Annotated in this window: 25 protein-coding genes; 14 read left to right on the top strand and 11 right to left on the bottom strand. The window is 66.4% G+C overall.

Annotated elements, in window-relative coordinates; genetic code table 11:
• Positions 1-35: 35 nt before the first annotated feature.
• On the top strand, positions 36-272 hold the full coding sequence (locus ALTAJ2_RS08610; protein WP_007109012.1) for a hypothetical protein: 237 nt from the start codon (positions 36-38) through the stop codon (positions 270-272).
• A gap of 33 nt (positions 273-305) precedes the next feature.
• On the opposite strand, the gene ALTAJ2_RS08605 is transcribed toward ALTAJ2_RS08610, so the two are convergent.
• Positions 306-542, bottom strand: coding sequence for a hypothetical protein (locus tag ALTAJ2_RS08605; protein ID WP_049900157.1), 237 nt, complete (start codon positions 540-542; stop codon positions 306-308).
• 213 nt (positions 543-755) lie between these two features.
• Between ALTAJ2_RS08605 and ALTAJ2_RS08600 the strand changes: the two genes are divergently transcribed.
• Positions 756-1,364 (top strand): hypothetical protein, encoded by a 609-nt coding sequence (locus ALTAJ2_RS08600; RefSeq protein WP_007109014.1) that lies wholly within the window; start codon positions 756-758, stop codon positions 1,362-1,364.
• A gap of 73 nt (positions 1,365-1,437) precedes the next feature.
• Here the strand turns inward: ALTAJ2_RS08600 and ALTAJ2_RS08595 are convergent, their stop codons facing one another.
• Positions 1,438-3,276, bottom strand: coding sequence for a carbon starvation CstA family protein (locus tag ALTAJ2_RS08595; RefSeq protein WP_007109015.1), 1,839 nt, complete (start codon positions 3,274-3,276; stop codon positions 1,438-1,440).
• A gap of 253 nt (positions 3,277-3,529) precedes the next feature.
• Entirely contained in the window at positions 3,530-4,594 is a 1,065-nt protein-coding gene (locus ALTAJ2_RS08590) for a pyridoxal-phosphate-dependent aminotransferase family protein (RefSeq protein WP_007109016.1), read from the bottom strand.
• 341 nt (positions 4,595-4,935) lie between these two features.
• On the opposite strand from ALTAJ2_RS08590, the gene ALTAJ2_RS08585 reads away from it, so the two are divergent.
• The 4 genes from ALTAJ2_RS08585 to ALTAJ2_RS08570 all read left to right on the top strand — a co-directional run bounded on the left by ALTAJ2_RS08585 (position 4,936) and on the right by ALTAJ2_RS08570 (position 9,801).
• Entirely contained in the window at positions 4,936-6,210 is a 1,275-nt protein-coding gene (locus ALTAJ2_RS08585) for a Single-stranded DNA binding protein (RefSeq protein WP_007109017.1), read from the top strand.
• Complete coding sequence (locus tag ALTAJ2_RS08580; RefSeq protein ID WP_007109018.1) at positions 6,207-7,982, top strand: hypothetical protein; 1,776 nt, start codon at positions 6,207-6,209, stop codon at positions 7,980-7,982. Before ALTAJ2_RS08585 ends, ALTAJ2_RS08580 begins: the two co-directional genes overlap by 4 nt.
• A gap of 10 nt (positions 7,983-7,992) precedes the next feature.
• On the top strand, positions 7,993-8,829 hold the full coding sequence (locus tag ALTAJ2_RS08575) for a metallophosphoesterase (protein ID WP_007109019.1): 837 nt from the start codon (positions 7,993-7,995) through the stop codon (positions 8,827-8,829).
• Positions 8,830-8,973: 144 nt separating this feature from the next.
• Entirely contained in the window at positions 8,974-9,801 is an 828-nt protein-coding gene (locus ALTAJ2_RS08570; RefSeq protein WP_007109020.1) for a hypothetical protein, read from the top strand.
• Between the two features lie 31 nt (positions 9,802-9,832).
• Here the strand turns inward: ALTAJ2_RS08570 and ALTAJ2_RS08565 are convergent, their stop codons facing one another.
• Positions 9,833-10,141 carry a hypothetical protein gene (locus tag ALTAJ2_RS08565; protein ID WP_007109021.1) on the bottom strand — a complete coding sequence of 103 codons (309 nt, stop codon included), beginning with the start codon at positions 10,139-10,141 and terminating at the stop codon, positions 9,833-9,835.
• A gap of 168 nt (positions 10,142-10,309) precedes the next feature.
• On the opposite strand from ALTAJ2_RS08565, the gene ALTAJ2_RS08560 reads away from it, so the two are divergent.
• Positions 10,310-10,540, top strand: coding sequence for a helix-turn-helix domain-containing protein (locus ALTAJ2_RS08560; protein WP_007109022.1), 231 nt, complete (start codon positions 10,310-10,312; stop codon positions 10,538-10,540).
• A 48-nt stretch (positions 10,541-10,588) separates the two neighbouring features.
• On the opposite strand, the gene glnA is transcribed toward ALTAJ2_RS08560, so the two are convergent.
• Together glnA and ALTAJ2_RS08550 are read right to left on the bottom strand one after the other, a co-directional pair.
• Positions 10,589-11,944 (bottom strand): type I glutamate--ammonia ligase, encoded by a 1,356-nt coding sequence (gene glnA / locus ALTAJ2_RS08555; RefSeq protein WP_007109023.1) that lies wholly within the window; start codon positions 11,942-11,944, stop codon positions 10,589-10,591.
• 231 nt (positions 11,945-12,175) lie between these two features.
• A complete protein-coding gene (locus tag ALTAJ2_RS08550) occupies positions 12,176-12,529 on the bottom strand; it encodes a hypothetical protein (RefSeq protein WP_007109024.1) in 354 nt (117 codons plus the stop codon).
• Positions 12,530-12,751: 222 nt separating this feature from the next.
• On the opposite strand from ALTAJ2_RS08550, the gene ALTAJ2_RS08545 reads away from it, so the two are divergent.
• A complete protein-coding gene (locus tag ALTAJ2_RS08545; RefSeq protein WP_007109025.1) occupies positions 12,752-13,102 on the top strand; it encodes a thioredoxin family protein in 351 nt (116 codons plus the stop codon).
• 157 nt (positions 13,103-13,259) lie between these two features.
• On the opposite strand, the gene ALTAJ2_RS08540 is transcribed toward ALTAJ2_RS08545, so the two are convergent.
• Together ALTAJ2_RS08540 and ALTAJ2_RS08535 are read right to left on the bottom strand one after the other, a co-directional pair.
• On the bottom strand, positions 13,260-13,670 hold the full coding sequence (locus ALTAJ2_RS08540) for a hypothetical protein (protein ID WP_007109026.1): 411 nt from the start codon (positions 13,668-13,670) through the stop codon (positions 13,260-13,262).
• Between the two features lie 124 nt (positions 13,671-13,794).
• Complete coding sequence (locus tag ALTAJ2_RS08535; protein ID WP_007109027.1) at positions 13,795-14,229, bottom strand: hypothetical protein; 435 nt, start codon at positions 14,227-14,229, stop codon at positions 13,795-13,797.
• A 210-nt stretch (positions 14,230-14,439) separates the two neighbouring features.
• Between ALTAJ2_RS08535 and ALTAJ2_RS20270 the strand changes: the two genes are divergently transcribed.
• On the top strand, positions 14,440-14,571 hold the full coding sequence (locus ALTAJ2_RS20270; protein WP_275039504.1) for a hypothetical protein: 132 nt from the start codon (positions 14,440-14,442) through the stop codon (positions 14,569-14,571).
• A 111-nt stretch (positions 14,572-14,682) separates the two neighbouring features.
• On the opposite strand, the gene ALTAJ2_RS08525 is transcribed toward ALTAJ2_RS20270, so the two are convergent.
• Both ALTAJ2_RS08525 and ALTAJ2_RS08520 read right to left on the bottom strand, forming a co-directional pair.
• A complete protein-coding gene (locus ALTAJ2_RS08525) occupies positions 14,683-14,910 on the bottom strand; it encodes a hypothetical protein (protein WP_007109028.1) in 228 nt (75 codons plus the stop codon).
• Positions 14,911-15,318: 408 nt separating this feature from the next.
• Positions 15,319-16,275, bottom strand: coding sequence for a PGF-CTERM sorting domain-containing protein (locus ALTAJ2_RS08520; protein ID WP_007109029.1), 957 nt, complete (start codon positions 16,273-16,275; stop codon positions 15,319-15,321).
• 493 nt (positions 16,276-16,768) lie between these two features.
• On the opposite strand from ALTAJ2_RS08520, the gene ALTAJ2_RS08515 reads away from it, so the two are divergent.
• Positions 16,769-17,380 carry a translation initiation factor IF-2 subunit beta gene (locus ALTAJ2_RS08515; protein WP_007109030.1) on the top strand — a complete coding sequence of 204 codons (612 nt, stop codon included), beginning with the start codon at positions 16,769-16,771 and terminating at the stop codon, positions 17,378-17,380.
• 60 nt (positions 17,381-17,440) lie between these two features.
• Here the strand turns inward: ALTAJ2_RS08515 and ALTAJ2_RS08510 are convergent, their stop codons facing one another.
• Complete coding sequence (locus tag ALTAJ2_RS08510; protein WP_007109031.1) at positions 17,441-17,875, bottom strand: helix-turn-helix transcriptional regulator; 435 nt, start codon at positions 17,873-17,875, stop codon at positions 17,441-17,443.
• A 188-nt stretch (positions 17,876-18,063) separates the two neighbouring features.
• Here ALTAJ2_RS08510 and ALTAJ2_RS08505 point away from each other — a divergent pair, with 188 nt between their 5' ends.
• The 4 genes from ALTAJ2_RS08505 to ALTAJ2_RS08490 are packed head-to-tail and all read left to right on the top strand — an operon-like array spanning position 18,064 to position 21,094.
• Positions 18,064-18,711, top strand: coding sequence for an HAD family hydrolase (locus ALTAJ2_RS08505; RefSeq protein ID WP_049900165.1), 648 nt, complete (start codon positions 18,064-18,066; stop codon positions 18,709-18,711).
• Positions 18,712-18,750: 39 nt separating this feature from the next.
• Positions 18,751-19,752, top strand: a complete 1,002-nt coding sequence (gene cbiB / locus ALTAJ2_RS08500; protein WP_007109033.1) for an adenosylcobinamide-phosphate synthase CbiB — start codon at positions 18,751-18,753, stop codon at positions 19,750-19,752.
• Positions 19,749-20,507, top strand: coding sequence for an adenosylcobinamide-GDP ribazoletransferase (cobS, locus tag ALTAJ2_RS08495; protein WP_007109034.1), 759 nt, complete (start codon positions 19,749-19,751; stop codon positions 20,505-20,507). The genes cbiB and cobS overlap by 4 nt, the downstream gene beginning before the upstream one ends.
• Positions 20,507-21,094, top strand: coding sequence for a GTP--adenosylcobinamide-phosphateguanylyl transferase (locus ALTAJ2_RS08490; RefSeq protein WP_007109035.1), 588 nt, complete (start codon positions 20,507-20,509; stop codon positions 21,092-21,094). The genes cobS and ALTAJ2_RS08490 overlap by 1 nt, the downstream gene beginning before the upstream one ends.
• Position 21,095: the final 1 nt, after the last annotated feature.

Raw genomic sequence — 21,095 nt, 5'->3', positions numbered from 1 at the left:
GAACAGTATAAGTGGCGGTATCGACCTCTCCTTGTATGAGCGACGGTGACACTGATCGTGACGGTGCCGGGGACGGGTTCGAGGCTGGCGTTTCGGCCTCGCAGGGCGATCCCCGCGTGTTGATCGCGATGAACGCCGTGCTGTCGGCGCTGTTCGCGTGGGCGGTCGTCTGGGGACTGTCGTTTCTGGACGTTCTCGAATTCGGGTTCGTCAACGTCGCGACGGCCGCGATACTGTTGTTCGCGATGACGTATCTCGTAACGATGTCGTGAGCGCGACCGCGTCGCCTGCGACCGGCAGCAGTCCTACCGGCCGTAAATGAGCCGCCGGCCGAGGGCGTCGAGTCGCTCGGTCATGCGTCCGGCCCAGGCACCCGGCGAGACCCGTCGGAGTTCGTCGTCGTCGACCTCGATGGCGGCCTCGCCGAACGGGTCCCGGCCCGCGTCGCCGTCGGCTCCCTCGTCTTCGTCGCCGGACGAGGCGATGTCGACGACCGCGGACATGGAACACCGGCCGCAGGCTTCGGTTTGCTTCCCACCCATGCGAACCCCTTGCACGATAGTGCGTCCCCGACGGCTAAAACCTACCGGCTGTCGGCGCGCGGCGACGATCGGTGAGGTCTCGATCCCGGTTCACCGACGATTATTTGATACCACGACGGTAACCGATGGTATGAGTGAACGCGACATGGGCCGCGATCGCACGGAACCGCTGCCGGGTCGTGACCGATCGCAGTCACGCGCCACCGACGTACGATGAGCGACAACGCACGGCCGGCGGAACTGCCGGCGGAGATCCGCGAGGCGGTGCCCGACTGGGACGACGAGTATCTCGATCGGGTGTCCGACCGATTGCTGTACAGCTACGACCTCGAGAAGGACCACCGCGGCGGCGGCGAACGGTGGGACCTCTACGGGGAGTTGCGCGTGCGCAGCCAGAAACAGTTCTTCCATCCGGCATTGAGTTATGCCGACCACGAAGCCGAGGAGTACCTCTTCGTTCGACGCGACTCCCGGCCGACGGTCGCGGAACTCGAGCGACTCGTCGCCCTCGGTCACGACCTCGCCGACGACCGGGTCGTCGCCGACGAGGAACACTTCGGGACGGACGTGACGTTCGTCCTCGTCGCCGACGGGATACCCGACGACGTTCGCGAGTTCGTTGCCGGATTCCGCGACCGGACGTTACTGAAGTTCGGGTATCACGGCCACTACGAGATCAATCTCGTCGTCGTCGATCCCGAGTCCGAGGCGTACGTCGGCAGCGAGGCCGCCGACGTCGTGGAGGCGTTTACCCTCTGGGAGACCGTGAGCGAACCCGAGGAGGGACTGCTGTCGCGGTTCGCAAAGCGGTTCTGGCGGTAGGTGACGGTCGGTTCGGATCACCGAGACCGGTCCCGGTCAGCGGCCGACCGAAAACGGCGGCGGTCGGGTGCCGTTAGTCGTCGCCGGGTTCGACGGCCGACGGCTCGGGGCCACGGCGGACGGTCCGGATGTTCTTGTAGCCCAGCCTGACGAGCGCGAGCGCCAGCCCGATGAGCACCAGTCCGAGGAGCATCTGTACTCCCGAAGAGATCGTGGCACCGACGGTCGCCGCGCCACCCTGAATCAGGTTCAGGTAGAGGTTCTCGTAGAACACCAGGATCGAGAGCCCAAGGACGGTGATCGCGACCATGATCGCCATCGGCACACCAGTGGAGACGAGCTGTTTGTTGTCGTCCCAGTTGGCGAGCCAGACGGTCGCGGTCAGCAGTGCAAGCGCCGCGAGCAACTGGTTCGCACCGCCGAACAGTTGCCAGAGGACGACCCACTGGCCGGAGACGACCAGCAGGTACGCGGGAATGATCTGGACGATCGGGTTCGTGTACCGGCCGCGGACGATCGAGCGAATGCTGAGGTTCAGTCCCGTGTCGGTCCGTCCCGCGGGCGTGCCGACGATTTCCTCCATCATGTACCGCCCGAGGCGGACGGCCGTGTCGGTCGACGTAAGCAGGAAGCTACAGAGGACCAGCGCCATGAACACTTCCCCCACCGTCGCGGGAACGCCGAGGCTCGTCAGGATCATACCGCCGCCTTCGGCGAAGTTCGGCAACGCAGCGCCGATCCCGCCTTCGGGATCGGCAAAGCCAGCCACCGCGAGCGTCGAGAGCGCGACTGCCGCGAGGAGCCCTTCGCCGAGCATCCCGCCATAGCCGATCAGCCGGGCGTCGGTCTCGTTGTTGAGCTGTTTGGCGGTCGTCCCGGAAGAAACCAGCGAGTGGAACCCGCTGATCGTCCCGCAGGCGATCGTAATGAACAGCAGCGGGAACAGCGGCGCTAATCCCGCGCCTTCGACGCCCCAGAACCCTTCGAACGCGCCGATGGAACTGTCGATGACGAGCGGGTCGGTCGACGTTCCGAGGACCGTTCCGACGATGATCGCCACGACCGCCCCGCCGACGCCGGTGTACAACAGGAACGACGACAGGTAGTCACGTGGTTGGAGCAACACCCACACGGGGAGTGCACTCGCGACCGCGGCATAGATCATGACGACCGGAATCCACCCCGCCGTATTACCGCCGAGCGCGGCCGCTCCCGGCACCCAACTCCCGTCACCGCCGAGCAGTACGATCGTCCCGGCCGGGTAGTCCCCGGCGAACAACGCCAGCGGGTACTGGAGCCCCACCCAGACGGCCGCGAAGACCCCTGCGACGAACAGCACCGTCCCGGGGATAAACGGGCCGTTGAACTGGTAGAGATAGACCCCGAACACCAGTGCCAGTCCGATGTAGAGCAGGGACGCCGTGACCACCTGTGGATACTTGTTGAAGACGATCCCCACGACCAGCGCGAACACTGCCACGACCAGCATGATCGTCAGGAACGCGAACCACAACAGCATGTTCTTGCCGCTCCTCCCGACGTACTCGCCGATCATGTAGCCGATCGACTTCCCCTCGTGTCGGAGACTCCCCGACAGCGAAACGAAGTCGTGAACGGCACCCATCAACGGATTCCCGAGGGCGATCCACAGCAAAGCGGGCACCCATCCCCAGATGGCACCCGCCGTGATCGGCCCCACGATCGGCGCTCCACCCGCGATACTCGAGTAGTGATGCCCCAGTAACACCGGTTTCTTCGACGGAACGTACTCCTGCCCGTCCTCGTACTTGTGTGCTGGCGTTTCGGCGTCCTCGTCTAGTTCGACGAAGCGCGTGAGATACCGCGAGTACCCCACGTAACCGACGGTGAAGGTCACCAGTACTGCCGCGATGATCCAGATAACCTGTGTCATGCTACGTCTACACAAATCCAGGGAGACCAGTGACCTTAATTGTTATTTGTCGTGATTAGCGCCTCGAGCCGTCGCTTTCGATCGTCTGTGGACATGAATAGCGTCGGGAGACGCACCGAACGGGGAATAACGGACACGAGAACGTCTCTATTCGGTTTTACTCCTCGCCGGGCCGAAAACGGTGCGAAAGCGAGCACGGCGGACAGGCGGACCGGTCGACGTGCGACTCGGGGGACAGCGAGTTGCCCGGCAGCTACAGGACGGCCTCGAGCGCGTCCATCGTCCGGTCGACGCGGTCGCAGCGAGCGTTGTGGCCCATGTGGCCGATCCGGAGCACGTCGGCCTCGAGATCGCCGAGGCCGGTCGCGAGGACGATGTCGTGCTCCTCGGCCAGCGTCCGTTGGAGGGGCGCCGCTCGACCGGGGACCTCGAGCGCCGTCACGGTCGGCGACGACCGCGCCGCGTCGGGGTAGATCGACAGCCCGAGCCGGTCAGCTCGCTCGCGACACCGGGTCGCAGCCGTCTCGTGGCGTTCGAAGACGTTCTCGAGTCCCTCCTCGAGCAGCAGGTCGATCGCGGTGTCGAGTCCGTACAGGTTCGACGACAGGTGCGTGTAGGGAAACCACTCCTCGTCGGCGGCGTCGCGCCACGGCTCGAGGTCGGTGTAGAACCCGTCCGTCTCGAACGACTCGATTTTCCGCCAGGCGCGGTCGCTGACGGAGCAGACGGTTAGTCCCGGCGGCGCGCTGAAACACTTCTGTGACGCGCCCAGACAGACGTCGATCCGCTCGGTCGGGACCGGGACTCCGCCGAGCGAGGAGACCGCGTCGACGACGCTGATGACATCGTGGTCCGCGAGGGCGTCGAGCACCGGCTCGATGTCGTTCAGGACGCCGGTCGGCGTCTCGCAGTGGACCAGCGTCGCCACGTCGAACGAGCCGTCCGCGAGCGCGGCTTCGACGGCCGCGCGATCGAGCGGGTCGCGCCACGGGACGTCACAGACGACCGCGTCGCCGCCGTACAGTTCGACGAACTCGGCGAACCCCTCGCCGTAGCGCCCGTTCGCGATACAGAGCACCCGATCCCCCGGTTCGACCAGCGACGCGATGGCGGCCTCGAGCCCGAGGATCCCCTCGCCGCCGAGGATGACGATGTCGTCGCCGCCGTAGAGCGCTTCGAGCTTACCCGTGAGGTCGCGATAGAAGTCGAAGAACGCGGGTTCGACGTCGGGGTTGGGCGTCGGTTCGCTCATCCGTTCGCGGACGGCCGCCGGCACTGCCGTCGGACCGGGCGTCATGCGCAGTCGATCGTCGGTCATACGGCTGGTACCGGGCCGTTCGGGCATAAAGCTACTCGAGGGGGATCGGGTTTCGAACGCGTTTTTCGGTCCCGTCTCGAATCGTTGCCCCGTTGTGGCTGCCGTGGGGGATGCGCGACGGAGTGGCGCTGTCCGGGCGAGCCAGTTCGAAACGGAGCGGGTCGGCGAGTGAGACGGAACGTGCGCTTCCGAGGGAGCCGCCGTCGAGAGGCAGCGATCCGAGCCGGCAACCGACGTGTTGACAGGCTGTCGAGGCGAATGCCGCGGTGCTCGACCCCGAGGCGGTTCACTTTCACCCTCCTGCGGGAACGTTTTTTAAGCCCTAACTCGAAGGGCAAGTGATGGAACTCGACGATCATGCCGAGGATCTCGCCTCCGACCTCGGTGTTGACAAAGAGGAGGTCACAGACGACCTGGAGAACCTCGTGGAGTACAGCGTCCCGGTCGACGAGGCCAAACAGAGCCTCCGACGGAAGTACGGCGACGGGTCCAGCGGCGGTGGCGCCACGCCGTCAGCGAAGGACATCGCCGAGATCACGCCCGACGAGAGCAACGTCACCGTGACGGGCGTCGTCCTGACGGCGGGCGAGCGATCGATCCGGTATCAGGGCTCCGATCACGTCATCGTCGAAGGCCGACTGGCCGACGAGACCGGCGTCATCGACTACACTGCGTGGGAGGACTTCGGCCTCGAGCCCGGCGACGCGATCACCGCGGGCAACGCGGGCGTCCGCGAGTGGGACGGCGAACCCGAACTCAACCTCGGCGAGAGTACCTCGCTGTCGTTCGAGGGTGACGCGCTCGAGGTGCCCTACGAGGTCGGCGGCGAGGCACAGCTTGCCGACCTGCGAACTGGCGACCGGGCAGTCACGATCGAGGTCTCGATCCTCGAGTGCGAGCGCAAGACGATCGACGGTCGCGACGGCGAAACGGACATCCTGAGCGGCGTCGTCGGCGACGAGAGCGGACGGCTCCCTTTCACGAACTGGGAGCCGGCTCCCGAGATCGAAGACGGCGGCACGGTTCGCATCGAGAACGCTTACGTGCAGGAGTTCCGTGGCGTCCCCGAAGTCAACGTCTCGGAGTTCTCGACGGTCACCGCGCTCGACCGGGAGATCGATGTCGGCAGTAACACCTCGACGATGGACATCGGCGACGCCGTCGCCACCGGCGGGATCTACGACGTGGAAGTCGTCGGTAACCTGCTCGCGGTTCGCGACGGGTCGGGACTGATCCAACGCTGTCCGGAGTGTTACCGCGTCATCCAGAAGGGACAGTGCCGGACCCACGGCGACGTCGACGGGATCGACGACATGCGCGTCAAGGGTATCCTCGACGACGGCACCGGGACCGTCACCGTCGTCCTCGACGACGAACTCACCGAGCGAGTCTACGGCGGTAGCTTAGACGACGCCCTCGAGCAGGCCCGGGAGGCGATGGATCAGGAAGTCGTCGCGGATCGAATCCGCGAGCGCATCGTCGGCCGCGAGTACCGCGTGCGCGGTCACCTCTCGGTCGACGAGTACGGCGCGAACCTCGACGCCGAGCGCTTCGAGGAGAGCGACGACGATCCGGCCGCCCGTGCGACGGCTTTCTTAGAGGAGGTGGACGCATGAGCGCGAACGGCAACGGAAACGGCGAGAGCGACGACGAGGTGCCGGGGCGAGAGCTCGCGTACCGGCTCTTCGCGGCCGAGTACGACGACGCCTCGCTTTCCTACGCCGAGAGCGACGAGGAACGGGCACCCAACTACGTGATCACGCCCACCGGCGCGCGGCTCAACCGCGTCTTCGTCGTCGGGACGCTGACCGAAGTCACGTCGGTCAACGACGAGATGGTCCGCGCCCGCGTCGTCGATCCCACGGGCGCGTTCGTCGTCTACGCCGGCCAGTACCAGCCCGACGAACTGGCCTTCCTAGAACAGACCGAACCGCCTGCATTCGTCGCGGTAACGGGCAAAGCGCGGACCTTCCAGCCCGACGACTCGGACCAGGTCTACACCTCGATCCGCCCCGAGAGCATCGCGACGGTCGACGCCGACACCCGGGATCGCTGGGTCGTCAGCGCGGCCGAACGGACGATCGACCGTATCGGTACCTATGCCGGGGCCGCCCAACTCGAACTCGAGGGACGCGGTGAGGCGCTGACCGACGCCCTGCTCGAGGCCGGCGTCGACGCCGGTCTGGCGGCGGGGATTCCGCTCGCGCAGGACCACTACGGGACGACGCCGTCGTACCTCGCGGCGCTCCGGAACTGTGCGCTCGAGGCCTGCGAAGTCGTCGCGGGCGATCGCGATCAGGTGAGCGGGCTCGAGATCGCGCCGGACGCGACGAGTCCCGAGTTCGATGCGACGGTCGCTTCGCTCGCCGATCTCGACGGCGTCGATACCGAGTCGCTCGGGGCTGCCGCCGCCGAGCCCGGTGCCGACGCCGACTCAGCACCGACAGAACCGGTCGCGGCCGGCGAGGGCGGCGCGGCGACCGACCCCGAGGATGCCCACTCGGGCTCTGCAGCCGGAACGGCGACCGGCGACGCGACCGAAACTGCCGCGGTCGACGTCGAATCCGAGGCCGACCCCGACGCGATCGAGCCCGGCGAGGCGGACGCGAGCGGTGCCGACGACCCGGCCGTCACCGACGCTACCGACGAGCCGGAGACCGCCGCCGGCGCGGCCGAAACGACGGCCGACGAACCAGCGGCCGACTCCGAACCGGTCGGTGACAGGACGACCTCCGACGACGCGCTCGAGGCCGCGCCCGCAGCGGCGACGAGTGACGCCGGCGGTGCAGCCGACGACGTCGCCGAGTCGGCGTCCGACGACGGCGACGACGAACTCGGCGATTTCGACGCCGGTGACATCGACGACAGCATGTACGAGATGGACGAGGAGGAGCGCGAACAACTCGAGGAGGAGTTCGGTGCGGAGTTCACGACCGGCACCGAGGTCGAGGACCCCGGCGAGGCAGATATCGACGTTCCCGAACCGGAGGGTGTCGACGGCGACGCACCGGCGGCCGAATCGGGACCGGACGGGGACGAGCCCGCGGCCGACGATGGGTCCGGTGAGACCGACACCGGAGCGGCCGGCGATCCCGGCGCGCCGCCCGAGTCCGGACTCGAAACCGAAGGCGAGCCAACGTCGGAACCGGATGCCGGCGACGCCGACGACGCCGAAACCGAGGCGGCCGCCGACATCGATCTCGAGGCGTACGTCGTCGAGACGATGGCGGAACTCGACGACGGCGACGGTGCCGAGCGGACGGCGGTGATCGAGCGGGTCGCCGCTGACACCGAGGCCTCCGCCGACGATGTCGAAAACGCCATCCAGGACGCCCTGATGGGCGGTCAGTGTTACGAGCCCGACGACGAGACGCTGAAAGCGATCTGATCGGGCGACGATGCGAGACGATCCACGACGTACCGCGGCCGGGTCGGCGTCGCCGACTCGAGTCGAGCCCGTTCCGGGCGAGCCGGCCGCGACTGCCGCGATCGGCTCGGAACGTGCCCTGCTCGTGGCCGACTATCACGCCGGCTACGAGTCCGGGTTGCGATACGAGCGCGGCGTCGACGTTCCCAGCCGGGCCCCCGACCGCCGCGAGCGACTCGCGGCGCTGCTCGAGCGGACCGACCCCGACCGACTGGTCGTGCTCGGCGACCTCATGCACTCGATCGGCGACCCGGGCGGGGCCGAGCGCGGCGAGCTCGAGGTGCTGTTCGAATCGTTCGCCAGCGACCTCGCGGTCACGGTCGTCAAAGGGAACCACGACGGTCGGATCGAGACCTGGCTCGCGGAGAGCGACGCTGTCGAGGCGACCGTCGACGTCGTTCCCGGCGGGGGTGTCGCACTCGGCGACGTCGGCGTCTGTCACGGCCACACGTGGCCCTCGCGGGCCGCCCTCGAGAGCGACGTCCTCTGTCTGGGCCACGAACACCCCTGCGTGCGACTCGAGGACGCGGTCGGCGGCAGCCGCGTCGAACGTGCGTGGCTTCGAGGGCGACTCGATCCGGCCCCGTTCCGTGACCGGCCCGAATACGAGGGCGTTTCGTGGCTCGAGCGTGCCGACGAATCGCCCCCGGCGGCGATCGTCGTGCCGGCGTTCAACGACCTCGTCGGGGGGACCTGGATCAACGTGTCCGGACAGTCGTTTCTCTCCCCGTTTCTTCCGTCGGGAGTTGCAGACGGCGAGGCCTATCTGCTGGACGGAACGCGGCTCGGTCCCTACGAGTTCGTCTGAACCCGGGTGCGCTCTGACTGGTCTCCAGTCGGTCGTCCCATCCAAGCGACGGAGTTCGTCACGCTTTTCGCAGCGGTACCACCGCGGTCCGACCAAAAACGATTCAATTGTATAACTATTATCGGGAGGTAAGCCCAACGAGAGATGTCCCTCCGGAAACCATCGGCTGCGTTCTTTTCCGTCGTCCTCGGTGGATACGTCGGGTTGCTCACGCTGTGTGTAGCCAGTCGCGTGCTCGGTGTGGAATACACGGCGCTATGGCCCGTCGCGATCGGTGCGTGTGCCGGGCTGGTTGCGGCCGGCCAGTGTTATACCCGACCCACGCCCGCGGCGACCCTCGTCCGAACGCGGTTGTACGCCCTCGCGTTCGCGGTGATCGTCCTCGGAGCCGTCATCGTCTCGGTCCTCACGACGATCGGAGTGCACGGCGTCGAGCCGTGGCTACGAACGTGGGTCGTGGAAATCGTCGTCTTCAGTTTCGGCGGCGCAGTCGTCTATCTAGTCACGATAAATCGCCACGTCACCGCGCTCCGCGAACGGGAATCAGTGCTGGCTGAATGGCATGCCCGACCGGACGCCCGCTATCGACGACTGCTTCGGGCGGGCTTGCTCGTTCTCGGCTGCGGCTGCCTCGTCGTCGGATTCACACTCGTCTTCGCCCTCGAGACGAGCGTCAATCCGCTGCCCGCGTTCGGCGGTGCCGTGATCGGACAGGCGATCACCGTCGGCCGGTATCGAACCTACACGCTGTTCGACAGCGGGTTGTGCGTCCATCGGTCCAAGACCATCAACTACCAGTTCGTTCCCCGATCGCAGTTACGGGCGGTCGATCTCGCTGCCGACCGTCTCGAGGTGGGACGCGGGCTTCCGTGGCCGTTCCCGATCAGGTGTGCCACGGCGACGATGGCACACCCGGACCGTGTCGCGGACGCGCTCGAACGGGTCCTCGAGTCCGCATCGGCGGCCGACTAACGATTCTCGGCCGTCACGCGAGGACCGCCGCCTACCGTCGGACCGTCTCCGAGTTGATCTCGTCGCCCTCGCGCCACTGATAATAGTAGTACTCGGTACCGGCGATCTCGGTCACCGAGACGCTCGCCCGTTCGGGGACGCCGTCGGGATACGTAACCGGTTCGCCGTCGTCCGGGGAGAGCACGTCTTCCCCCTCCGCCTCTTTCCACGCCGCTAGGTTTTCGAGGTACTCGCTCGCGGCACGGAGCGCCGCCGGCTCCCGGGTCGCGAGTTCGTCGAGTGCCTCGTGGCCAACGCGGTCTAGTTCCGCCGGTAGGCTCGGCCGCTCGTCCGCGGTCATACTCGCTGCTGGGAACTGCCGATCCCTAAAACTCGTTGTTCGGCCCGAGCCGGGCTTCGAGCCCGCGAACCGGAGTGCGGTATCATGGAACATATCAAGTCCTAGTATCCATTGGTACTCAACTTACGCGTGGATTTATATACACGAACGAGGTGGCTATTGCTGACAATGAGTTCACAAGAGCACCGTCCCGCGACGCAGCTCGAGCCGGTTCCCGACGACCTCGAATCGGCCCGTGCGAAGCTGGTGTACATCTATCTCGACGTGACCGAGGGTGCGACGGTCGACGAACTGGGGGAGATACTGGCGATGAAGAAGATCAACGTCCTGAGCGTCCTGCGTTCGCTCTCGAGCGCCGGCCACGTGGAACGAACGGGCCCGGAGTACGTCGCGAACTGATCCGTCGGCGGTGCCGACACGAGAGCCAAATCGCCGTTCGCAGGTTCCTCAGAAGGTTTCGAGGTAGCGGTCGAGTTCCCACTGGGAGACGTCGACGAGGTAGTCCTGGAACTCCTGTTGTTTGGCTTCGACGAACTTCGGCGCGACGTGGTCGCCAAGCGCGTCGTAGATGACCTCGTCCGACTCGAGGGCCGCGACTGCCTCGCCGAGGTTCGACGGCAGCGTGTCGATGCCGTACTCCTCGCGCTTCTGTTCGTCGAACTCGTAGATGTTCTCCCGGACCGGGTCCGGACACTCGAGGTCGTTTTCGATCCCCTCGAGTCCGGCGTGGATCATGACGGCCAGGGCGAGGTAGGGGTTACACGACGGGTCCGGCGAGCGTAACTCGACGCGCGACGCCGCAGGGACGCGAGCAGCCGGTTTGCGGATCAGCGCCGAGCGGTTGCGATCGGACCAGGCGACGTAGACGGGTGCCTCGTAGCCGGGCACCAGCCGCTTGTAGCTGTTGACCGTCGGGTTCGCGATCGCCGTGATCGCCGGCGCGTGCTCGAGGATGCCGGCGATGAAGGCGTGTGCGGTCGCCGAGAGATCGAACTCGTCGTCCTCGTCGTGGAAGGCGTTCTCGCCGTCCTCGGTGAACAGCGAGAGGTGGGTGTGCATTCCCGAGCCGTTGATCCGCGGGATCGGCTTGGGCATGAACGTCGCATGCTGATCGTGTTGGGCAGCGATGGCGCGGACGACCGTTCGGAAGGTACCGACGTTGTCGGCCGTCGAGAGCGCGTCGTCGTACTCGAAGTTGATCTCGTGTTGGCCCTCGGCGACCTCGTGGTGGCTGGCCTCGACCTCGAAGCCCATCTCCTCGAGTCCGTAGATGATGTCCCGGCGAACGTCGCTCGCGAGATCCTTCGGCGCGAGGTCGAAGTAGCCGCCGTGGTCACCCGTTTCGGTCGTCGCACGACCGTCCTCGTCCTCCTCGAACAGGAAGAACTCCGGCTCCGGGGCGGCGTTGACCGTATAGCCCATCTCTTCGGCGCGCTCGAGCGCGTTCTTGAGCACGCGGCGCGGATCGCCCTCGAAGGGTTCGCCGGTCGAGGTGTCGATGACGTCACAGATCATCCGGGCGGACGCCCCGTCCTCGCGGTTCTGCCATGGCAGTACCGCGAACGTCTCGGGGTCGGGCTTGAGGCGCATGTCCGACTCCTGAATGCGAACGAAGCCCTCAATCGACGACCCGTCGAAGTAGATGCCCTCGGTGAACGCTTTCTCGGCCTGTCTGGCCGGCACGGAGACGTTCTTCACAGTTCCCAGAATGTCGGTGAACTGCAGTCGAAGGAAATCGATGTCTTCCGCTTCGATTTCGTCCAGTACCTCCTCTTCCGCAGCGGTTGGGTTCCCGTTCGTCATCTTCTACTCGACTACTCAAACGGATTCTACTATTAAAGCTCTATTGTTGTTGGCGAATATCCGCAAATCTCTCCAGGAATGTCCAAATGTATTTTCTCGATCGCATATGGCGATCGAGATCTGGTATTGGACAAAAAACAACGGTGAAAGTAAAAGATCGTTTCGGAAGCTCCGAATACACCGTCAGTAATTGTGCCTACAGTCGGGTGCCGATGCCGTTCGACGAATCGGCTACGGGTCGGGACGTCCCTGGATATCGGCGGTCGCCTCGACGCCGACGAACGCGGCCAGACTCGAGACCCCGACGTCGACGCTCGCCCGCCAGAGCATCGCCGATGCGCGGACCGTTCGCTGCCACGCCGCCAGCGGTCCCGTCGCTGCCCGGTCGCGTGACGGCTCGATCGACCGCGGCCGCTTCGTGAGCGTCGTCTCACACTCGGGGCAGACGTACGCGACACACCGGCCACGAGGCTCCACCGACCAGTCGCCGTCGACCGGACTCGAGTGGTCACACTCCCAGCAGAACAGCGTCGCTTTCCGCTGGACCGGCACACCGTCGTCGCGGTCAGTTGCGGGTCGAGTCATCGGGCGTGGGTACAGAATCCAGCTATAAAGTCACACTCCGTGTCCCATTCACACAATGCAGCCGACCGATGAATCCTCGATACGACACCATCATCCAAATCGGAACGTGCGAGACGGGATCGTGATTCCGATTCCCGAACACGAGACCGGGCTAACGAGAGTTCCGGGTTCGAGGCCTGCTGCGTCCGTCAGGGGTTTCTATCGCGGACGCGTAGCCGTTCTATGGCCGTGACCAGCAAACCGAGTCGATTCGAGACCGGCGACGAACTCGACGAGTTCGTGGCGAGCCACGAGATCGCGCTCGTGGAGTTCTACACCAGCGGCTGTGCGCTGTGTCAGGCAATGGAACCGGTGCTCGGTAACGTCGCCCGCGCAACGGATGTCGCGATCGGAATGGTCAATCCCGGCGACGACATCGACCTCGTCGATCGGTTCGACATCCGGTCGGTCCCGACGCTGATCCTGTTCGAGGACGGAGCGGAGACCGCGCGGCTGGCGAAGGGGTTCCAGGGCGGCGACGCGGTGACCGACTTCCTCGAAAACCACGTTCCGAACGCCGTCGACGCCGACTGAGTCGGAGAGCGTGGCACGGCGATCGAGCGGCTACATCCGTCGTGTCGCTCACTCGTCTGCCGCGGTGATATCCGAAGGCGGGGCGGAACTTTGGCCCGCCGCTGTGACTCCGTCACGCTCGAGACGAGCGTCGACCACCCGTCTCGATCTCGGATCGCTACTCGTCGGGCTCGAGTTCGCTCGGATCGAGGTCGCCCGCGAGATACCGCTCGCCCGCGTCGGTGAGTTCGTAGACGCCGGGCATGTGCCGCTTCAGGAGGCCGTACTTGGATAGCTCCCGACAGCGGTAGGCCGCGAACCGGCCCGGGCAGATCCCCTCCTCTTCGAGCTGGCGCGGCTCGAAGACGTCCTCCGACTGCATGAACTCGAGAATGCGCCCGTCGGCGGCCTCCATCCACCTGGCGTCGATTTCCGATCCGGCGTCTGCATAGATCGGGGCTCCAGCCTTCGTCTCGACGGTGTGTCCTCCTTCCGTGTGGCTGTGAGCCTCCGTTTTGACCGTGACATCGGTGTCTGCCTCGACACCGGTGTCGCTCTCCGCGTCGGCGTCGGGTGTGTGGTCGTCCATGTGGTGACGTTAGATTCCCGCCCGGGAGTATGTTTACGTCTCGGATCGCCGGGAGCGTCCGGTCGGGAGCGGCCGCTCGGGTCCCGATCGGCGAACCACGCCGTGACGAAATCGCCTCGGTCGACTACGACCGCGATCGTTCCGGCGTGCCGTAATCGACGTGGACGTTCGGGGTCGTCGCCGGCGTCCGGCCGGTGATCCCGCGATCGACGAACGTCACGTCGGTCAACTCGCCGCTAAAGCGGACCGTTACCGTACCGTCCTCGACCGTTCCCTCCACCGTCGTCCCCGAGAGGACGGTCACGTCGCTCGTTCCGTCCTCACCGGCCGGTTCGATCTCGCCGTCGACGGTGAGTTCGACGCTCGAGGGGAGTCCCTGTCCGATGATCGTTAGCGTGTTCGGGAGGGCGGTCGCACCGCCAGCGTCCGCTCCCGCCCGCGTCGCTGCGATCGTCGCCATCGCGGTCGGGTCGGTGCTGAGCGGTGACGCGTCCTCGGCCTCGCCGTCGGCTGTCCCGACTCCAGTATCGGGAGCCGCTGTCGCTTTCTCGCGTGCCATATGGTGGGTAGAGTCGGGTATGACAGCATAAGCCTTCTCACTGAACCAACGGTTCGATTCGGTGAAATATAACGTCTCGAGCGGAACGTCGGCGAAATTTTGAACGCGTCCCGGATTGCTCCCCCATCGAGCGAGGAGCATCGACGACTCGGTTGTCGGGTACGATTGCAGGGGCAAGACGTGTTCCAGCGACTAGTGTAGCCGTTCGGTATGGATTCGAAACGGCCCGACGTCCAACTCGACGACAAGCCCGACGAGGACGGTCTCGTCACCAAACGGAACCGAGAGCAGCGATCCGTCCGCTCGCTCGTCGACAGGTTCCGTGAGTACTTCAGTCGATAAATCGAGGTATGCGACCGGTTCGAGGGTGTTCATCCGGTCTGCTGTCCCGGTTGCCCGGCGAACCGACGACCCGGTAGTGGGTTCGGCGGTCCGAACTGACAGCGGCCCGTCTCAGTCGCCGTCCTCGAGCAGACCGAGCTCGGTGGCGACCAGATCCGCGATGCGGTCGGCGACGTCGGGATCGACTTCGGCGACGTCGTCGCCGTCGTGGAGTTGGTCGTTGTGCCGTTCGACGGCGTCGGCGACGTCCGAGAGGGGAACGCGTGAAGTCGTGTCACAGTCAGGACAGACGACCGGAACGCGCGGCGCATCCCCGTCCGACTCGCTTGTGTTCGTCATTTGTCGGATATCTCGCGCCGACCGATAAAACCTGATTGGTTCGGCCGACGGGCGGATCCGAGTCGCCGTTCGGTCCGCGTATCGAAGTTGTCTCATGATATCATACCACACTTCCACCGTGGAAATCTTCCGTCCGTTTTCGCCGGTTTCCCCGCGAATTGGCCAGCAGTATTATTGTGGTTCGAGCGAACAGTCAGGTAGACGGGGGGTACGACAGTCTGTCGGTGGGGCAGTCCACCCGATCCGTCCGCCCCGTCATGACGTGCGAGGAGCTCCATGGTTCCCGGCTACATCCGTAGCCGTTCCCTGTCTTTCGGACCGAATCAGTTCCCGCCGAGTGACGACGCCGTCATGGCGGTCGTCCCCGGACCGGGTTCGGAGTCTGATCGAGACCGGCTCCGGACCGTCTTATCCGCGGTTGCGGTGGCGGGCGATGACGGCGACCGACAGCGCGACGAGGGCCGCGAGCGCGCCGAATCCGGGCATCGGATTCCCGTCCTCGGTCTCGTCGCCGTCGTCGGGTTCCTGATCGGTCCCGCTCGTGGTGCCGCTCGAGCCGTTCCCGGCTGGATCGGACGGGGTCGCGGAGCCGCCCGGCGCTGCATTGAGCTGTAGGATGACGCTGACTTGTCCGTGAGTGGCCCCCGGTTCGTAGGTCCAGCTGCCACCGACTTCTTCGTAGGGCTCCGCGGCGGCGACCGGATCGATATCCGAGTCCCAGCCGTCACCTTCGGGAACCTGTTGTATGTACCCCACGACGTCGATCTTGTCGGCGTGTTCGCCGCTGATCTCCGCTTCGCCGTACTCGATGGTCGCGTCTTCGGGCTGCCCGTGCAGCTCGATACAGTGGGAATCCAGGTAGCCGTCGCCCTGGGACATCTCCGGGCTCGTTCCGAACTCGTCGCCGTCGAGCGGCCGGTCATAGTGGTCGGTCATGGGGAACTTGACGGTCATCGGATTCGCCTTGGAGTGCCAGCTCGTCGCGTCGTTCGTCGGAATCGTAACGGACGTGTTCGGGACCGACTCGCCGACGACGGGATCGCCGTTTTCGTTGAGCAGCGAGACACAGATCTTTCCGGAGCCCTCGCCGAGGTACGGGCTCCGATACTCGTCCCGCGGGTTCTCGTAGCTGATCCAACTCCCGTCTTCCGCTGCCGCTTCGAAGTAGGGATCGCCCGGTTCGGGCGTGGGCTCGACGTATTCCGCCTCCGAGACGGACCCGTTCGACTCCGGATCGACGAGACTCGCGGACGCTCCGGCACCCGTCGCGACGAGACTGCCGATTACCGCCAGCCCGAACCCGAGCGCGAGCAGCCTCCGCCAGCCCTTCGGGACCGGTCTTCGTGACCCACGTGCGCCGGACATGGTCACGCTTCCGCCCCCGTTTCGATACCGAGTGATTCGATCGGACGACCGTTCTGTAACGACGACTGTCGTGTGACAGTACTGGTCATCGATCCGAGGTACCGGATTCCCCGTCGTATATATGAGCAGCGTACCCGTGGAGTAGCAAGTCGTTACGCGGGGTAGGCAGTCGTTTCCGCCCATCATCGCGGCCCACGTCGGGACCGGTTTCACGAAGAGTTCCTGTGACGGCGTGAGCAACACCTATCGGTTCCGACACGTGCAAAACGAGTCCGTCGACCCGCCGGTTGTGGGGCACCAGTGTCGACCGTACGTGGCTCCGACTGCGTCGAGGCTCGAGTCGACCGACAGGCCCACCGAGACGGAGTCGCTGGGGGCAGCCTCAATCGGCTGGCCGGCCGTTCGACGGTCGCCGTTTCCCGCCCGAACGCCGTGCTGTCGGGCGGATTGTGATAGCAGAACGGATTTACGTTCGCGTCACCTGTTTTCGCGTATGGATTACGAATCGAGTCTCGACCGAGCGATGGAGGACGTCCCCGATATCGGGGGCGACGAACAGCGACTGCAGATCCCCGACCCGCAGCCACAGAAAGACGGCGCGTTCACGCGAGTGACGAACCTCGACGAGATCGCCGACGTCCTCTCGCGCGATACCGAACACCTCCACCGGTTCATCCAGCGCGAACTGGGGACCAGCGGCAAACTCGAGGACGGCCGCGGGCGGTACAACGGGACCTTCTCACAGACGGACCTCGACGCGGCGATCGACGCCTACGTCGACGAGTACGTCCTCTGTTCGGAGTGTGGCCTGCCGGACACCCGCCTCGTCCGCGAGGACCGAACGCCGATGCTGCGCTGTGACGCCTGTGGTGCGTTCCGCCCCGTCACCAAGCGCTCGACCAGCAGCCAGCAGCAACAACAGCAAGACGCCGTCGAGGAGGGCCAGACCTACACGGTCGAGATCACCGGCACGGGTCGCAAGGGCGACGGCGTCGCCGAGAAGGGCAGTTACACGATCTTCGTCCCCGGTGCCGAGGAGGGCGACGTCGTGGACATCTACATCAAGAACATCTCGGGCAACCTGGCGTTCGCCCGCCTCGACTGACCGCGGTTCGATTCGGAGGCGCGGCAGACGACTCGCGACGGAAGCACGGCGACGCGGGCGTCAGCGCGCTGCTTCTGGAATCGCATCCGGCAGACAGACTACTTTCTCCCGCCCGAGTCGATAGCGGTCGATGACGTCGCGCTCCTCGAGTTCCGAGAGGAGGCGGCTGAGCGTGGCGTGTGCCCAGCCGTATCGCTCGGCGAACCGCCGTTGTTTGATCCGGCCGCCGTGTTCGATGAGGACGGCGCGAACGTATTCCTCGGGCGTGACGCCGTACTCGAGGAGATCGCTCCTGTTCGTGGGACCGTTGTCGGGATCGACGAGATCTCCCGTGGGTGATCGGTCCTTGTCCGCTCCCGTCGCCGACGTATCACTGGGTGGGTCGTCGGCCGAACGGGCCACAGCGGCCACGAAACGGTCCGGTCGCTCCTCGCACCGTCCGCGGTAACCGATCGCCGACCGCTCGGCACGTCGGTTCGTGCCGCTCGAGTCCACCGTAGCGACGCAGGACCGAACCGTTCGTTTGACAGCAGTTACGAGCCGGGAACCGCTCGCACTCCGTCGTCCGTACATTGTATTCCGTTCTGGCGGCCATGTGAACAAAGGGGTATGCACAAAACCGTCCAAACAACCCCCACCCGGATACCGCGAAATTAAAGGTAGGTTGTGCTAGTCACACTGGTGTGGGAGTATCGTTCGACCTCTTCGGGACGCTGGTGACCGCCGACCGGCCGGACGATCCGGCAGACGCCGTCGCGACGGAACTCGCAAAGCGAGACGTCGCGGTCCCGGACGACTGGGCCGCGGCCTACGCGGAGCCACACGTCGACGCACCGGAGGGCGCGGAGGTCCCGCTTCCGGCCCACGTCTCGCGTGCGCTCGCGAGTCGTGGTGTAGATGCCGAACACAACGCGGCCAGACGGGCCGTCGTCGCGGCGTTCGACCCGACCGTCGAGACGAGGCCTGGGGCGATCGAGGCGGTCGACGCCGCCCGAAAGCGGGGGCCAGTGGCGATCTGTTCGAACTGCAGCGTCCCGGAACTGGTCGGGCGCACGCTCGTCAGATCGGCGTTCGAGCGCGACGATTTCGACGCGATCGTCACGAGCGTCGGCTGTGGCTGGCGCAAACCGGCCCCCGAAATCTTCGACCGGACCGCCGCCGAACTCGGCGTCGCCACCGCCGACCTCGTCCACGTCGGCGACGACCCTCGGACCGACGGCGGGATCGAAACCGCGGGCGGTACGGCGGTGCTACTCGAGGACCTGTCGCTCGCGGCCGTGCCGGCGCGACTGGCAGCGGCGACGCCCGACGAACACAGCAGTAATGACTGAGCGACCCCATTCGGACGACAGTATGGAGGCGAGGGCGGCGTGTTGAGGACGTTCGCGGTCGTCGGGCTGGCGTTCAGCCTCGATCTGCTGTTCGGCGAACCGCCGACCGCGGCGCATCCGGTTGCGTGGTTCGGCCGCCTCGTCGATGCGGTCGATCGGCCGTGGAGCGACGACGAGCGCCGCCAGCGCCTCGCCGGCGTCGCGATCGCCGTGCTCGCGCCGCTCGGTCCCGCCGTCGTCGTCGGCGGCGGCGTCCTCGCGGCGGGTTCGATCGGACCGATGGCCGGCGGTATCGCCGCCGCGATCGCCCTCTTCCTGACGACCAGTCTGCGGTCGCTGCTCGAGCTTACCGAGGACGTCGTCGGGGCGACGGGCGACGACCTCGAACTGGCTCGCGACCGGGTCCGCGGGTTGGTCGGTCGAGAGACCGCGACGCTCTCGGCCGGTGCGCTTCGCAGCGCGGCCGTCGAGAGCGCGGCCGAGAACCTCGCGGACGGGCTGGTCGCGACCCTGATACCGTTCGCGATACTCGCGCCGATCTCGCTTCCGGCCGCGGCGGCCGCCGCCGCATGGATCAAGGGGGTCAACACGCTCGACTCGATGCTTGGCTACCCCTCGAAACCGATCGGCACCGCGAGCGCGCGGCTGGACGACCTCGTCATGTATCTGCCCGCCCGACTCGCCGCCGGGGCGATCGCCGTCGCCGCGGTCGATCCGGTTGCGATCGTGCGTGCCCGGCAGTGGGCGCGCGCACCGCCGTCGCCCAACTCCGGGTGGCCGATGGCGACGCTCGCCTGCGCCCTCGGCGTTCGGCTCGAAAAGGGGGACGTCTACGTCCTCAATCCCGATGCCGACCGCCCGACGCTGGCCGAGGGCGAGCGGGCCGTCAGCCTCGTCGGGCGAGCGGCCGTCGTCTCGATCCTCGTTGCCATCGCGCTGTCGATTGCCGTTCCGGAGCTTGCAGGTGGCTTCGGGACGTACTGGCAGTCGATGATCGCCTCGAGTACGGGTTCGATCGCGGGGGTGCGAGCGGGACCGTGATCGGCCGCTGGATCGGTGCCGTTCGCGGCGCGCTCGGCTTTCTGACGCGGCTGCCGGTCGGGCACCGCGACGGCGATTGGGACGCGTTCCGCACGACGCCGGCCGCGTTCCCCGTCGTCGGTCTCGTGGCTGGATCGTTGGCGGCGGTCCCGCTGCTCGCTGCCGACACGCTGCCCGCGCCGACCGTCGCGCTGGGCTACCTGCTTTCGGTCTACGCGGTGATGGGAATCCACCACCTCGACGGGATCGCCGATCTGGGCGACGCGCTGGTCGTCCACGGCGATGTCGAGCGCCGCCGCGAGGTACTGACGGATACGACGACCGGCGTCGGCGCGTCGCTCGCGGTGGCACTTACCGTCGCCGCGCTGGCACTGGGCGGGCTCGGACTGGCCGGCCTGCCGGTCCTCGCGGCGGTTGGCATCGCGATCGGGGCCGAAGTGGGGACGAAACTCGGGATGGCCGCGATGGCCTGCTTCGGGCGTGCCGCCTACGAGGGAATGGGCGAGCAGTTCACCGACGTGAGCACTGCCGGGTCGTTCCTCGCGCCCGCAACGATCGTCCTCCCGGCAGCCGTGTTCGGCTGGCCTCACCCAGGTGTGGTCGCCCTTCCCGGTGCCGTCGCCGGCATCGCACTCCCCTGGTACTGGGCGGATCGCTCGCTGGGGGGCATCAACGGCGACATCTTCGGCGCAGTCAACGAGATCGGCCGCATCGCCGGCGTTCACGTGGGGGTGATCGCGTGGACGCTCTCGTGATGTGCGGCGGGAAAGGCACCCGCCTCGAGAGCCCCCACGAGAAGCCCCTGCACCCGATCGACGGGACCGCGATGGTCGACCGCGTTCGTGCGGCGCTCGAGGCGAGCCGGGTCGAGACGATCGCCGCCGCCGTCTCGCCGAACGCACCGGCGACGCGGACCCACCTCGAGGAGCGTGACGGCATCGCGACGATCGAGACGGCCGGCGAGGGCTACGTGACCGATCTACTGACCGTCCTCGAGCGGCCCGAACTGTCGCCGCCGCTCCTGACCGTCGCCGCGGACCTGCCGCTGCTCGAGGCGGCGGTCGTCGACCGGATACTCGCGGCCCACGGCGACGCCGAGGCCTCGCGCACCGTCTGCGTTCCCGCGGCGCTCAAACGGCGGCTCGGCGTCAGCACCGAGGCGCGACTCGAGCCCGACGACCACCTCGCGCCGACCGGGGTCAACGTGGTCGGCACCACGGACGAATCCACGACGATGACCGACGTACACTACGATCCACGACTTGCGGTGAACGTGAACCGACGCGAAGACGCCCGTGTCGCAGCCGACATGCTGCGCGATCGCACCGCGGAGGAGCGCTGAG

This window comes from Natrinema altunense (assembly GCF_000731985.1).
GTDB classification, from domain to species: domain Archaea; phylum Halobacteriota; class Halobacteria; order Halobacteriales; family Natrialbaceae; genus Natrinema; species Natrinema altunense.
Note: the sequence above shows the minus strand (reverse complement) of the source record. Positions and strands in the feature narration are given on the sequence as shown.